Source organism: Kitasatospora sp. NPDC058190 (assembly GCF_042883685.1).
Classification (GTDB): Bacteria; Actinomycetota; Actinomycetes; order Streptomycetales; family Streptomycetaceae; genus Kitasatospora.
This window is the reverse complement of the sequence record NZ_JBHVVI010000017.1, coordinates 27,613-39,759: the sequence shown is the minus strand read 5'-3', so window position 1 is coordinate 39,759 and position 12,147 is coordinate 27,613. Positions and strand designations below refer to the sequence as shown.

At 72.2% G+C, this 12,147-nt stretch carries 14 protein-coding genes and 1 pseudogene; 4 read left to right on the top strand and 11 right to left on the bottom strand.

Annotation, left to right across the window (positions count from 1 at the left end; translation table 11 throughout):
• Positions 1 to 27: 27 nt before the first annotated feature.
• Positions 28 to 1,200: a sensor histidine kinase gene (locus tag ACFVWU_RS10810; protein WP_387617970.1), complete on the bottom strand. Its 1,173-nt coding sequence runs from the start codon at positions 1,198 to 1,200 to the stop codon at positions 28 to 30.
• 184 nt (positions 1,201 to 1,384) lie between these two features.
• On the opposite strand from ACFVWU_RS10810, the gene ACFVWU_RS10805 reads away from it, so the two are divergent.
• Positions 1,385 to 1,924, top strand: coding sequence for a GNAT family N-acetyltransferase (locus ACFVWU_RS10805; protein ID WP_387617968.1), 540 nt, complete (start codon positions 1,385 to 1,387; stop codon positions 1,922 to 1,924).
• A 163-nt stretch (positions 1,925 to 2,087) separates the two neighbouring features.
• Here the strand turns inward: ACFVWU_RS10805 and ACFVWU_RS10800 are convergent, their stop codons facing one another.
• Positions 2,088 to 2,843, bottom strand: a complete 756-nt coding sequence (locus tag ACFVWU_RS10800) for a hypothetical protein (RefSeq protein WP_387617966.1) — start codon at positions 2,841 to 2,843, stop codon at positions 2,088 to 2,090.
• Positions 2,844 to 2,913: 70 nt separating this feature from the next.
• On the opposite strand from ACFVWU_RS10800, the gene ACFVWU_RS10795 reads away from it, so the two are divergent.
• The 3 genes and pseudogenes from ACFVWU_RS10795 (at position 2,914) to ACFVWU_RS10785 (ending at position 4,910) form a co-directional block, all read left to right on the top strand.
• Positions 2,914 to 3,804 carry a LysR family transcriptional regulator gene (locus ACFVWU_RS10795; protein ID WP_387617964.1) on the top strand — a complete coding sequence of 297 codons (891 nt, stop codon included), beginning with the start codon at positions 2,914 to 2,916 and terminating at the stop codon, positions 3,802 to 3,804.
• A gap of 269 nt (positions 3,805 to 4,073) precedes the next feature.
• Positions 4,074 to 4,121: pseudogene (locus ACFVWU_RS10790) on the top strand (hypothetical protein); the annotation flags it as partial.
• A 231-nt stretch (positions 4,122 to 4,352) separates the two neighbouring features.
• Positions 4,353 to 4,910 carry a hypothetical protein gene (locus ACFVWU_RS10785; RefSeq protein WP_387618101.1) on the top strand — a complete coding sequence of 186 codons (558 nt, stop codon included), beginning with the start codon at positions 4,353 to 4,355 and terminating at the stop codon, positions 4,908 to 4,910.
• Between the two features lie 101 nt (positions 4,911 to 5,011).
• Here ACFVWU_RS10785 and ACFVWU_RS10780 read toward each other — a convergent pair whose 3' ends face one another.
• From ACFVWU_RS10780 to ACFVWU_RS10740, 9 genes are all read right to left on the bottom strand, one after another.
• Positions 5,012 to 5,800, bottom strand: a complete 789-nt coding sequence (locus ACFVWU_RS10780) for a hypothetical protein (RefSeq protein ID WP_387617962.1) — start codon at positions 5,798 to 5,800, stop codon at positions 5,012 to 5,014.
• Positions 5,801 to 6,427: 627 nt separating this feature from the next.
• Positions 6,428 to 7,687 carry an alpha/beta hydrolase-fold protein gene (locus ACFVWU_RS10775; RefSeq protein WP_387617960.1) on the bottom strand — a complete coding sequence of 420 codons (1,260 nt, stop codon included), beginning with the start codon at positions 7,685 to 7,687 and terminating at the stop codon, positions 6,428 to 6,430.
• A 240-nt stretch (positions 7,688 to 7,927) separates the two neighbouring features.
• Complete coding sequence (locus tag ACFVWU_RS10770; protein ID WP_387617958.1) at positions 7,928 to 8,467, bottom strand: GNAT family N-acetyltransferase; 540 nt, start codon at positions 8,465 to 8,467, stop codon at positions 7,928 to 7,930.
• Entirely contained in the window at positions 8,464 to 8,955 is a 492-nt protein-coding gene (locus tag ACFVWU_RS10765; protein ID WP_387617956.1) for a hypothetical protein, read from the bottom strand. The genes ACFVWU_RS10770 and ACFVWU_RS10765 overlap by 4 nt, the downstream gene beginning before the upstream one ends.
• A gap of 273 nt (positions 8,956 to 9,228) precedes the next feature.
• Entirely contained in the window at positions 9,229 to 9,882 is a 654-nt protein-coding gene (locus tag ACFVWU_RS10760) for a hypothetical protein (protein ID WP_387617954.1), read from the bottom strand.
• The gene (locus tag ACFVWU_RS10755; RefSeq protein ID WP_387617952.1) at positions 9,879 to 10,304 is read right to left on the bottom strand and encodes a hypothetical protein; all 426 of its coding nucleotides are present in this window, start codon (positions 10,302 to 10,304) and stop codon (positions 9,879 to 9,881) included. Before ACFVWU_RS10755 ends, ACFVWU_RS10760 begins: the two co-directional genes overlap by 4 nt.
• Positions 10,305 to 10,407: 103 nt before the next feature.
• Positions 10,408 to 11,232: a helix-turn-helix domain-containing protein gene (locus ACFVWU_RS10750; protein WP_387617950.1), complete on the bottom strand. Its 825-nt coding sequence runs from the start codon at positions 11,230 to 11,232 to the stop codon at positions 10,408 to 10,410.
• Positions 11,233 to 11,284: 52 nt separating this feature from the next.
• The gene (locus ACFVWU_RS10745; RefSeq protein WP_387617948.1) at positions 11,285 to 11,812 is read right to left on the bottom strand and encodes a DUF6879 family protein; all 528 of its coding nucleotides are present in this window, start codon (positions 11,810 to 11,812) and stop codon (positions 11,285 to 11,287) included.
• Entirely contained in the window at positions 11,766 to 12,047 is a 282-nt protein-coding gene (locus ACFVWU_RS10740; RefSeq protein WP_387617946.1) for a hypothetical protein, read from the bottom strand. The genes ACFVWU_RS10745 and ACFVWU_RS10740 overlap by 47 nt, the downstream gene beginning before the upstream one ends.
• Positions 12,048 to 12,147: the final 100 nt, after the last annotated feature.

Genomic DNA, 12,147 nt, shown 5'->3' with positions numbered 1-12,147 from the left:
GTGCCGGGGCTCGGACGGTGCTGGGGCTCAGGCCGTGCTGAGCGGCAGTCGGGCCCGGACGGCGAAGCCGCCCTCGGGCGTCGGTCCGGCGTGCAGGGTGCCGCCGAGGTCGTCGGCGCGGGTGCGCATGCCGTCCAGGCCGTGCCCGCCGGAGGGTAGGCCGGGGCCCGTACCGGCCGGCCCGGCGGGGGAGTTGACCACCGTCAGGCGCAGCCCGTCCGGGGCGACCTCGACCGTGACGGCCACCTCGGCCGCCGGGGCGTGCTTGTGGGCGTTGGTCAGGGCCTCCTGGACGATCCGGTAGGCCGCGTACTGCACCGCAGGCCCGGGCGCGGGCAGCCCCTCGTCCGGGCCGGTGAGTGTCAGGCCCACCGCCAGCCCGGCCTGCCGGGACTCCTCGACCAGGGTGGGCAGGCCGCCCAGCGAGGGCGCCTGGTCGGAGGCCGGGGTCAGCACCCCGAGCAGGCCGCGCAGTTCGGTGAGCGCCTGCAGCCCGAGCGTGCGGATCAGGCCGAGGGTCTCCCGGACGGCGGCCGGGTCGTCGGCCTGGGCGATCTGCCCGGCGCCGGCGTGCAGGGTGATCAGCGAGACCCGGTTGGACACCACGTCGTGCATCTCCCGGGCCAGCCGGGCGCGCTCGGCGGCCGCGGCGCGCTCCTCGGCGTGCTCGCGGGCCTCCGTCAGCAGCCGGTTCCGCTCGGCGAGCACGCTCACCGTACGGGCGCGCTGGTGGGCGGTGAGCCCGAGGGCGAGCGGGACGGCGCCGAAGACCATCGGGTCCTCGACCAGATTGGCCAGCGCGGACGGGGTGCTGACGTCCCCGAGGTCGAAGGGGACCAGCAGCCGCAGCTCGGAGAGCGCCGCCAGGGCGTACAGCAGCGGATTGGCGCCGCGCCGCGCGGCCAGCCCGTACAGGGCGACGGCGAGCGGGAGTTGGCCGCTCAGCAGGGTGGCCGTCGCGGTGGCCGCCGGGTAGCGGCGGCGGAACGCGAGGGCGAGGGCGCCGAAGGCCATCAGGCTCGCGTTGACGTGCGGGGAGGTGGTCGGGCCGAAGTCCGGGTCCTGCGCGGCGAGCGGGACGAGGATCAGCAGCACCACGGCGGTCGGCGCGAAGGTCCGGAGCGGGCGGGGCAGGCGCAGCGGCGGACCGGGCAGCGGTGCGGTGAGGTCGACGGCCGGCTGATCGGAGGGCTGGCGCATGAGGGGCATGTTTCCATACCCGGGGCGGTGCGGGACGATCATCGGATCGGGTGGCCGGTTGGTGACTCGTGCCGGGCCGGACGGTGTGCCCTGGCGGGTGTCCGGTCGGGCGTCCGGTCATGTGATCGAACAGGTGGTCGGGAGGGGACTGGAACGGGGTTTGCGGGGAATGGAGCATGGAGTGATGGATGATCGTTTTTCCTCCGGGCCGCCGACCGTGGTCCCGCTCCAGCAGTACGCCCGCGCCGAGCAGCAGGAGATCCTCGGCCCCGGCGAGGACCCGTACGGCGTCGCCTACACCGGGCTGACCTTCCTGCCCAAGGAGATCCACTTCGGCATCCGGGCCGCCGACGGCCGGCTCGTCGCCCACACCGGGCTGCTGCCGCTGCCGCTCACCGTCGGCGGCGTCGACCTGGAGGCGATCGGCGTCGGCGGCGTCTGCGTCGCCCCCGACCGGCGCGGCGGCGGCCTCGCCCAGGCCGTGGTCGGGGCCGCCCTCGACCACGGGCGCTCGCTCGGCTTCCGGTACGCGCTGCTGTTCTGCCGCCCGCCGCTGGCCGCGTTCTACCGGGGGCTCGGTTTCCGCGAGGTGGCCGAGGAGGTGACCGTCGAACAGCCCGAGGGGCGGCTCGCGGTGATGCCGCTGCGCACCATGTGGCGCCCCCTGGCGGAGGGCGCCGGCTGGCCGGAGGGGCCGGTACGGCTGCGCTCGCTCCCGATGTGACCGTCGCTCGGGCGAGCGCCCGCTCGGCCGGTGAGCCGTCGCCGACGCGGTGGCGGGCGAACGCCGGTGGCCGACACCACCCCCGTGGATGTCGGCCACCGGCGCGTCCGGGGTGTCCGTCGGCTGTCCCCGCGAGCGCCTCCCCGGCACCCGCGAGCACCCGCTAGGCACCCACGCGCGCCTCCTCGGCGTCCGCGGGCGCCTGCTCGGCGTCCGCCGCGTGGGCGACGGCGGCCGCGGCCAGGGCGCGGATCATCGGGTGGGCCCGGGTGCCGTCGCCGGACAGCTCGGGCTGGAACAGCGAGGCCAGGAAGAACGGGTGCTCCGGCAGTTCCAGCACCCGGACCTGGCCGGACTCGTCCGTGCCGCTGAAGCGCAGTCCGTGGGCGCGCAGCCGGTCCAGGTAGTCGGCGTTGAGGCCGTAGGCGCAGTGGTAGCGCTCCTGGGTGCGGGTGGCGCCCAGGGCGCGCTCGGCCAGGGTGCCGGGGGTGATCTCGACGGCGCCCTCGTGGCCGACCAGGGAGCAGCTGAGCGGGACGATCACCTGCTGGTCGAGGTCGGGGTGCTCCTCGCCGTGGACGGCGTCGGTGATGCCGCAGACGTCGCGCGCGTACTCCAGCACCGCGTGCTGGAACCCGCCGCAGGTGCCGAGGAAGGGGATGCCGCACTCGCGGGCGGTGCGCACGGCGGCCAGGGCGCCGGCCTCGCTGCGGTACGGGCTGCCGGGCAGCAGCCACACGGCGTCGAAGCCGTCGAGCGCGCCCGGTGCCCCGGCGTCCTCGGTGGGGATCCAGTAGGCGTCCAGGACGAGTTGGTCCTGTTCGGCGAGGGCGTCGAGCAGGCCGGGGATGCGGGCGTGGGAGCGGACGGCGGGGGAGCGGTCGCCGACCAGGGCGACCCGCGGGGTCAGGTAGGTCATGCGGCTATCCTGACTCCCAATCCGAGATCAGCGCCAACGATGATTTCTTACGTATCGATCAGATCGGTTGATGACCGCCGTGGATCCGCAGCAGCTGCGCACCTTCGTCACCGTCGCCCGCCTCGCCTCCTTCTCCGAGGCGGCCCGCGAGCTCGGCTACACCCAGTCCGCGGTCTCCCAGCAGATCGCCGCGCTGGAGGCGGACCTCGGCGCCGCCCTGTTGGTCCGCCGCCCGGTCGGCCCGACCGGGGCCGGGCGGCGGCTGCTGGAGCACGCCGCCCCGCTGCTGGTCCGGCTGGAGGCGGCGCGCGCCGACGTCGCACGCCTGGCCGGTGCCCCCAGCGCCCGGCTGGTGCTCGGCGCCACCCCGCTGGCGGTCGGGGCGGAGCTGGGGCGCGCGCTCGGCGAGGTGCGCCGGGCGTATCCGAGCGTCGAGCCCATCGTCCGGGTGCTCGCCCAGGACGTGCTGCCCGCCCAGGTCGCCACCGGCGAGGTCGACCTCGCGCTGATCGACGGCCTGGCCGCGCCCAGCGACCCGCTGCCGCTGCCCGAGGTCGGCCCGCTGACCACCGTCGCGGTGGACGAGCAGCCGGTCGCGGTCGTCCTGCCGGTCGGCCACCCGCTGGCCGGGCGCACCGGCGTCGCGCTCGCCGACCTGTCGGCCGCGCGCTGGCTCGACGCCCCCGACCTCACCCCGACCGCGGCCCGGCTGCGCGCGGCCGCCGGGACGGACGGCTTCCGGCCCGCCACCCGCTACCGGGGCACCGACGTGCACGGGCTGCTCGCCCTGGTCGCCACCGGCCACGGGCTCACCCTGCTGCCCGAGGCGGTGGTGGCGCGGGCACCCGGCGTCGCCTGCGCGCCGATCGCCGCGCCGCGGCTGGTGCACCGCACCGAACTGGTGCACGGCAGCCTGCCGGAGGGACCGGCGGCGCTGCTGGCACGGCTGCTGGTCGGGTAGGGCGCTCAGACTGCCGCCGCCCGTTGCCCGGTCGATGCCAGGAAGCCCGCCACGGTGCCCGCCAGCGCCACCGGGTCGTCCGGCCACGGGTGGTGGCCCGCGCCCGGCTGCACGGTGAGGGTGACGTCCGGGAAGAGTGACGACGCCTCGGAGGCCGACGCGGCGGTGGGCCACAGGTCCACCTCGCCGGCCAGGATCAGCACCGGGCAGGCGAGGGCGGCCAGGCTGCGCCGCAGGGCCTCGGTGTCGGGCGTGTAGTCCGCGTAGTAGTGCCCGCCGACCGGCTGGGCGTCACCCCGAGCGCGGTCTCCCAGCACCTCGGCGCCCTGCGCGGCGCGGGCCTGGTGGCGACCCGTCGGACCGGCCGGAACGCCCCGCACCTGCGCACGCGTGCGGGGGAAGGAGTTGACGGGCGGGTGAGCGCCGGGGGATGTGGAGGGGTGGTCACCACTCGTTCACGTCCCGGACCTGACGCCCGTGGTGCGGACGGTGCTGTCATGGGCACAGTCGCCCGGCGATCGGCCGGGCCGGCCCCTGGAGAGCGCCACATGATGTTCCGTCAGCGTCTCACCGTCGTCGCCGCGGCGGCCGCCCTCACCACCGCCGGGCTCGCCGCCGGTACCGCGCAGGCCGCCGCTCCGGCGAACCACAAGCCGGTCAAGTCCGGCACGCTCGCCGCGAGTTGTTCGCAGGCGCGGCTGCCGCTGCCCGATCCGTCCTGCACGCCGGGTGCGTACAACCCGGCGGTCACCCAGGCCACCATCGGCTCGACCATCTGCGTCTCCGGCTGGACCGCCACCGTGCGCCCGCCGGTCAGCTACACCAACGCGCTGAAGACGCAGCAGATCGCGCAGTACGGCTACGCGGACACCAACCCGGCGGACTACGAGGAGGACCACTTCGTCCCGCTGGAGCTCGGCGGCGCCCCGCGCGACCCGCGCAACCTGTGGCCCGAGCCGCGCTACGGCAGCCAGCCGGCGCAGAGCAAGGACTCGGTCGAGAACAAGCTCAAGACCGCGGTGTGCGGCCACAGAGTGACCCTGGCGGCCGCCCGCAGCGCGATCGCCAGCGACTGGACCACGGCGCTCAGCCGCCTGGGGCTGTGAGCGCGCCGAGCGTGTGAAAGTGTGCCGCCAGGCCCGTCCGGTCCCCTGTGCCGGACGGGCCTGACGGCCGTCTGTGGGTGCCTGCCGCGGTGCGGCAGGTGTTACTGGTGCCCGTCGCAGCCCGGGAAGGCCTCGCACAGCGGCGCCGACATGCCGGTGGCGACGTACTTGTCCTCCGGGCCCTTCCAGGCGTCCTTGGGCTGGGCGCCGGCCTTGGTGGTCGCCCAGACCGACAGCTCGCTGACCCACCCGCCGTCGGTGGTGACGTACTCGTGCAGCGTGGCGGTGGAGCCGTCCTGCTGCGGGATGGTCAGCACCGCGGCGAAGTAGGGCGCGTCCTGGGCGCTGTTGACCTTCACCGTCGCGCCGGGCGCGGTCTTGGCGCAGGCCTTGAGCGCGTCCGTCAGGTACCCCTTCGCCAGGTTGGTCAGCTGCTTGGTGCCGCTGCTGTGGGTCGGGTCGCCGTGCACCAGCAGGGTCTGCTGGGCGGTCCAGCGGTCGCCGCCGAAGCCGACCGAGGCCTTCGCGGCGACGCCGGTGAGCGGCCCCTCCTGGTCCTTGTCGGCCGCGGTGTGGCACAGCTCCATGCCCTTGAACGTGACCTCGCCGCTGACCGGCTTGGCGTTGGCCGCCAGCGGGGCGTAGTGGTAGGTCTCGTCCATCGGGATGCTCTTGGTGTCCATCCAGGCCTTGGCCGGGATGCCCTTGTCGTCGGCGCCGCCGGTGGGCTTGGCGGTGCCGCCCCCGGTGGGTGCCGCGGTGGCGCCGGTCGGCGCGGGGGCGGCGGTCTTGCCGCCGTCCTGGCCGCTGTTGTCCGGGCCGCAGGCGCTCAGGGCGCCCGCGCAGAGCAGGGCGGCGGCGGTGGCGGTGACCAGTCGAATGCTGCGCAACTGACGAATCCTCGGGTGTCCGGTGTCGTGGGTCGGGGCCTGGTGCGGAGGTGCGTCGACCGTCCGTCCTCGCCGACCGGTCGACCCGTGGCTGCGGGCACTCGGCATGGCTGTTCCTCCCCCGTTTCGTGCTGCCGTCCGGCCCCCTGGCTCCGCAGCCCACCACTGGTCTGAGGGACGGTCAGAGCAGGTGCTGCGTCGACGGCGGACGAAACCTATGACACGGGGGCGCCGGGAGCAAAGCGGGATTTCTCCAGGGGGTCGGGGGACAGCGGCAGTTGCAGCGGGCTGGTGGTGAACATGTGTGCGGGCGTGGCGGAAGCGATGGGTGGTGAGGGAGGGCCGTGCGGTTCCACCGCCCCTGGTCGGACCCCGCCCGGTGCGGTGGATCTCCGTGTCGGGCGCCCGGTTCGGCGGTGGATCGTGCCCGTCCGGGACGGTGCCCGCCGGGTGCGCCGGAGCGCCCGACACCAAGGCTTTCCCTGGTGGCGGGCGAGTGTGATCCCACCCACGATGCGTATCCGGGCCGTACGCGGAGGGTGCGCGGTGCGGGTACGGCTGGGACGGAATCCGGACGGAATCCGGACCCGGCCGTTACGGGGAGGGGCCGCCGGGGACGGCCCTCCGCTACGGGTGGGTCCCCGGGACGCCGAGCTGCTGGGCGAGCCAGGGCAGGGCCTGGGTGAAGGTGGCGGCGCCGGTCTGCCAGGAGTGCTTGCCGGAGCCGACGGAGCTGGTGGTGCGGATGCCGTCCTTCTTGGCGGCCGCCTCCAGGGCCTTGGCGGACTCGATCTGGCCGTGCTCCTCGTCGCCCTGGCCGAAGTAGCCGGAGACGCCCTGGTACTTGGGATGGTGGGCGAGCACGGTCAGCGGGTCGTGGGCCGCCCAGGCCGCGGCGTCGCCGCCGTACAGCTCCTGGACGGTGTGGTCCTTGTCCCCGATGTACGGGCCCTTGTCGCCGGAGAAGTCGCCGAAGTGGGTGAAGAGGTTGGGGTGCTCGACGACCAGGTCGACGGCGCAGGTGCCCCCCATCGACCAGCCGGCCACGCCCCACTTGTGCGGGTCGGTGGCCGCGTTGAAGGTCTTCTGGACGAACGGCGGGACGTCCTTGACCAGGTGGCTCTCGGAGTTGCCGTGCGGGCCGTCCACGCACTCGGTGTCCACCCGGAAGCCGCCGGTGGCGTCCACGAAGACCAGGATCGGGGCGAAGCCGTTGTGCTTGGCGGCGAACTCGTCGGCGGTCTTCACCGCGTTGCCGGAGCGGATCCAGTTGTCGGGCGCCGCGAACTCGCCGCCGATCATCTCCAGCACCGGCAGCTTGGGCCGGTTCTGACTGCGGAACCAGGCGGGCGGGAGGTAGACCAGCTCCTGGCGGTGGGTGAAGCCGCTCGCGGTGTCCGGGATGTCGACCTGGACGATGCGGCCGGTCCTGGTCTTGCCGTGGATCTTGGCGAGCTCGGCCAGGGTGATCTGGTCCGGCAGCGGCTGGCCGCTGAGTTCGCCGATCGCGTCGTCGATCGTCGGGTAGTAGCCGGTGGCGATGTTCACGCTGTTCGCGGCGCAGAACAGCGCCAGCACGGCGGTCGGCGCCACCAGGGCCCGCCGCCACCACTTCGCGCCCCGCCAACCGAAGCCCAGCACGCTGAACGCGGCGATCGCCACCCCGCTCCACAGCCACACCCCGAACGGGATCGGATCGGTGATCCCGGCCAGGGTGAGCACGCCGACGGCGAGGAGCGCGGTGATCGCCAGCGCCGTCCCGAGCGCGATCGGCCCCCACTTGCGCTGCCAGGTCCGGTCCCGCCAGCCCACCGCGGTCAGGAACAGGGCGAGGGCCGCGGCCTGGACCGTCCAGGGGAACCAGCCGTCGAGCAGGGAGACGTTCATGCGCGGAGGCTAGGCGGGGGAGATGAGAGGGGGGTTAGAGGCTGGGAGACCGCTGGGCGCCGGCTGAGCGCCGGCTGGGAGGCGCCCAGGGCGACCCGTGGCAGAAGGTGCTCGCGCCGTGTGCCGGGATCGGCGTCAGCGGGGTCACCTGCGGCACCGGCTTCGTCGACCGAGGCGAATGCGTCAAGGCATCAACGTCGCCGATCCCCAGGTGCGGCAGCGGAACCAAGGGCATCCAGGTCACTGTGCGCTGGGCGGCCCCGCGGGGTGCGCGGGGCCGCCCCCGGAGAGCTGTGTCAGGAGGCTGCCCGATGCCGCCCCCGGCTCACGTTTGCTCGCCGTGTAGTGCACGAACCCGTCCGACGCGACGATGCGGGAGAACCCGGCCTTGGCCAGCACCCGGCCGGAAGCGGGATTGCCGGCGCGGTGCTTGGCCCCGACGGAGGCGAGGTGCAACGTATCGAACGCGCGGGCCAGAAGTTCGACGGCGGCAGCGGTGGCGAATCCGTGGCCCCAGGCGTCCTCGCGCAGGATGTAACTCAACCTGCCCTCGGTGGTCGTCGTGTCGAGTTTGACGATGCCCAGAAGGTTGCCGTCCACATCGATTCCGAGGACGTGCTGGACGCGCGGATCCTCCTGAGCCCATCGGATGGCCTTGTTCACGTATCGATGCGCCTCGGCGAATCCCATCTCCGCACGTCCGAGGTGACGGACGGAAGCACCGCTGTAGATCCGGCGGACGGCGTGGGCGTCGTCGATCGAGAGCTCCCGCAGGATCACAGTTCCTCCAGGACGACGGCGAGTTCGGCGGCCGTGGGGCGGTCCTGGGCGCGTGAGAGCAACACCGGCCGCAGCACGTCCTGGAAAGGCGGCCAGGGCTCGTCGGTGTGGAGCGGAATCGTGCCGGCGGCGATGGCGGCTCGGCGCGCGGACGGGCCGACATCGGGGCCGATCCCGGCGGCTTCGTAGTCGAGCGGCCACCGGCCGGTGAGGCACGTCCACAGTGTCCCCGCGAGGGCATAGACGTCGGAGTCGACCGTCGTCCTCACCGGGCGCTCGCCGGACTCGACGGTGGCGGCCAGCTCGGGGGCGACCAGGTGGGTGATGCCGCCCTGGAAGTTCGGCGACGGTGGGAAGACGGGTGACCAGGCCCAGGACAGATCGAGCAGCTTCGCGCCGTGGCCGGTGTGGACGCCGTGGGCGGGTTGCAGGTCGCCGTGGACCCATCCAGCGGCGTGAAGTCCGGCGACGGCCTGGCAGAGCTCCACGGTTCCGGAGGGGCTTGAACAGGTCCCAGGTGGACGGTCCCGTGAACCAGGGCGTGACGTACCAGACTCCGTCGGCGTACCGGCCGACGGTGACGGTGTAGCTGGGGAGATGGTCCAGGACGGCGCCTTCCCGAGCGGTGATCTCCTCGCCCTCGCCGTACCCGGCCTTGATGGCCACGGTTGCCACGGCTCCCGTCGCTTTCCAGACGGCCGAGCCGCGTCGATCGGTGACCTCGGAGATGCTCACTGGTCCGCAGATAGCCTCGGCTGCCTTCACTGCTTCGTCAGGGCAGGTAGTGAACTCGCCCATGCTCGTACCGCCTTCCAGTCACAGGGGATGTGCTCGAACACGTCGCGGCCGTCGTCGTCAGCCCCGGCGAGGGCCCTCGCCATGTCGGGTGTGCTTGCGAGGAATCGGGGATCGCGTGACTTGACTGCCGCTCGCACGGGGAGGAACGAGAAAGGGGCCGGGGGGATTGCGCGGCCGAAGCTGTCAGTCTCGGATCGACCGGCGGAGAACTTGCCTAGCAGCACGCCCACGGGTGCGTACAGGTTTCGGAGGGCCCAGTAGGGCCGGCGCATCAGTTCGTGGTGGTCAGTGTCCGGAAGCGAGCCGAGGATCACCAGGTTTTCGCAGGTGAGGACACCATGTCGGCGGCCCTTCATGAGCCTGATCCTCTCAGCGGCCTGAACGCCGGAATGGAACAGCTCGGCTTCGACGGCGGATCGGTCAGCGGAGGCGATCTCGTAGACCGTCCATCTGGTCAGCCGCCGATCCACGGACGGAGCCAGGAACGGACAATGTTCGCTCATCGCGGTGACGTATGCGGATACGTCCACGCTGGTGGGGTTCTCGGACCGGCCTTCGACGAGGCGGAGCGCCCCGGCCGTGGGACGGGGCGCTCCGCCGGTGAGCGGGCTGGTCATGCGGTGGTCTTCTCCGGGACCACGTCGCCGTCGCCGGGCGCCGGGGAGCAGTCCCATTCCGCCCAGACCTGCCCGGTCTCGCGGTATCGGGCCAGGGCCTCGGTGTTGACCGAGCCGTCGGCCTCGGTGAACCAGATCTGGGGGAGGGGCCCGTACGCCTTCTCGTAGGCGGTGATCCAGGAGATGAAGCCCTCCCCCTTCACGGGGGAGTGGCGGAGGAGGCGACCAGCGTGCTGGGTGGTGAAGGCGGCGTGGGCCTCGGGGTCTTCCAGGAGCCGGTGCCACGCCGCGTCGATGGCGGTGGAGAACATCTGCGGCGCAGTCTGTCCGGTGTCGAGGAACCGGGCGGCGATGCTGAAGAACCGGCCCAACTCGGCCAGTTCGGTGGAGGTGTGGATGGGGCTCTGAGTGGCACGGGACACGGAGGTCTCCTTGCGGTTGAGGGTGCTCCCTGTGGAGGGGCACCGTCGACGCTACGGAGCAACGCCACGCGGTATCAAAGAAGTTGCGCCATCTTGCGCAGATTCATCCAAGCGCATCGATGGCCGAGATGATGATCCGACGAGCCTCTGCCCCGTAAACCGCCATGCTTCCCAGCGTGGCGAACGTTCGCGTGTAGTCGGAGATCTCGCGGGGCTGGGTGATGCGGAGATATCCGGAGGTCAGCTCGACGGCGACTTCAGCCTCATCGAACATGTAGAAGTCCTCGACGGGCAGTTGGGGCCGATGACAGCCGGTGGGGATGATGCCAAGACTGACGAACGGGCCGGAGGCGGCGGTGATCAGACGGTCGAGCTGACCTGCCATGGTTTCGGTGTCGCATACGGCGGCTCGGAGTACGTACTCCTCGACCAGCAGGCCGAATCGGTGACGGCCAGAGAACAGCATGCGTTGACGCTCTAGCCGGGCTTCCACAGCGCCTTCGACGTCATCGACGGGGACGCGATCGTGTTGGATCGAGCGCAGCACGGCAGTCGTGTACTCGGGTGTCTGCACCATGCCAGGAATGACCCGGCTTGCGTACACGCGGAAGAGCTTGGTGCGCTGGTAGAGCGAGACCACGGACTCCTGAGCGGCCCGCAACCCCGTGCGCTCCATGCGACGCCACTCCGTGTACATCGACTCGACGGCGCGGGCCGTGGCGATGAGGTCGGAGATCTGGTCCTCGGCATTGCAGGCAGCACACCAGGCACGGAGATCATCCTCGGACGGAACGGACTTACCACTCTGGATGCGGCTCGTCTTGGCGGGATGCCACCCGCACCGGGCAGAGAGCTCGTCGCCTGTGAGCCCGGCGTCCTTGCGGATCCCGACCAGCCGGTTGGCGAGCGCCTTGCGGGCCTCGACCACGCTGGACGACGGGGACGACGACATGTGTGAACTGCCCGGTACCGGTGGTGAATCAGACGGTGTACTGCGCGTGCGGGACGGCGCGATCCCAGACCGCCTCGAAGGAGGCGGAGACCATCTTCACCGTGGCCGGGTCCTCGTTGAAGTCATGGCCGGCCCAGTCACCGTCACCGGTGAACCAGTGGAAGAGAACCAGGCGGTCATCGATAAGCCAGAGATCGTTGCCCGGCAGTGCGAGGTCGGAGGCCAGTCGTCGGGGAAGCCAGCGGACTTGCTCGCCGAGCGCGACGTTGTGCCGTGCGGTGATGGCGTGCTCCCACCGGATGTAGTCGGTAACCGGTTCGGAGACGATTCGCGCGCGGCGCATGGCGACGCCGCGGGCGACGGTTTCCCTCACCAGGGCGGCCCAGGCCTGGTACTCCTCGGGCAGATCGTAGGCATCGGGCCGATCAACCGGCTGCCCCGCGCGCCAGTCGGCGAAGACCGGGTCGTCCATGTAGGAGTCCCGCATCTCCAGGTGGACCGCCGAGCGATCAGCGCTCCTCAGTAGTGCGCCAAAGTCCGGCACGTTCTGCGTCATCGCACACCTTCCGCAAGGCCGGAATCATCCGGACGGGGATACGGACGACGCCCTCGTGGTCCGGGACGCCGATGGGGTGATCAGGAACCCACTCGGTCTCGCTGATGGTGCGGAGCATGTCCGTGCCCGGGAGCCATCCCTGGATGACGATCTCCGCTTTCTCATCTTCAAGCCACACAGTCGGCGATCCGCCGTTGGGCGTGTCCGGGTCGATCCCGGTGAAACGTAGTGCCATGACTGCCCCTTCCGTGAAGTCGGTCGCGAGTCGTTGCGCCTCACACCGTTCCGCATACCTGATGGGGCGTCACGTCAGATTGGCGGCCCCGTGCTCGGCA

Coding starts and splice junctions, on each gene's coding strand:
- ACFVWU_RS10745 (WP_387617948.1), bottom strand. CDS start 11,812: ATGACGCAGAACGTGCCGGACTTTGGCGCACTACTGAGGAGCGCTGAT.
- ACFVWU_RS10760 (WP_387617954.1), bottom strand. CDS start 9,882: ATGACCAGCCCGCTCACCGGCGGAGCGCCCCGTCCCACGGCCGGGGCG.
- ACFVWU_RS10775 (WP_387617960.1), bottom strand. CDS start 7,687: ATGAACGTCTCCCTGCTCGACGGCTGGTTCCCCTGGACGGTCCAGGCC.
- ACFVWU_RS10810 (WP_387617970.1), bottom strand. CDS start 1,200: ATGCGCCAGCCCTCCGATCAGCCGGCCGTCGACCTCACCGCACCGCTG.
- ACFVWU_RS10795 (WP_387617964.1), top strand. CDS start 2,914: ATGACCGCCGTGGATCCGCAGCAGCTGCGCACCTTCGTCACCGTCGCC.
- ACFVWU_RS10805 (WP_387617968.1), top strand. CDS start 1,385: ATGGATGATCGTTTTTCCTCCGGGCCGCCGACCGTGGTCCCGCTCCAG.
- ACFVWU_RS10740 (WP_387617946.1), bottom strand. CDS start 12,047: ATGGCACTACGTTTCACCGGGATCGACCCGGACACGCCCAACGGCGGA.
- ACFVWU_RS10785 (WP_387618101.1), top strand. CDS start 4,353: ATGATGTTCCGTCAGCGTCTCACCGTCGTCGCCGCGGCGGCCGCCCTC.
- ACFVWU_RS10800 (WP_387617966.1), bottom strand. CDS start 2,843: ATGACCTACCTGACCCCGCGGGTCGCCCTGGTCGGCGACCGCTCCCCC.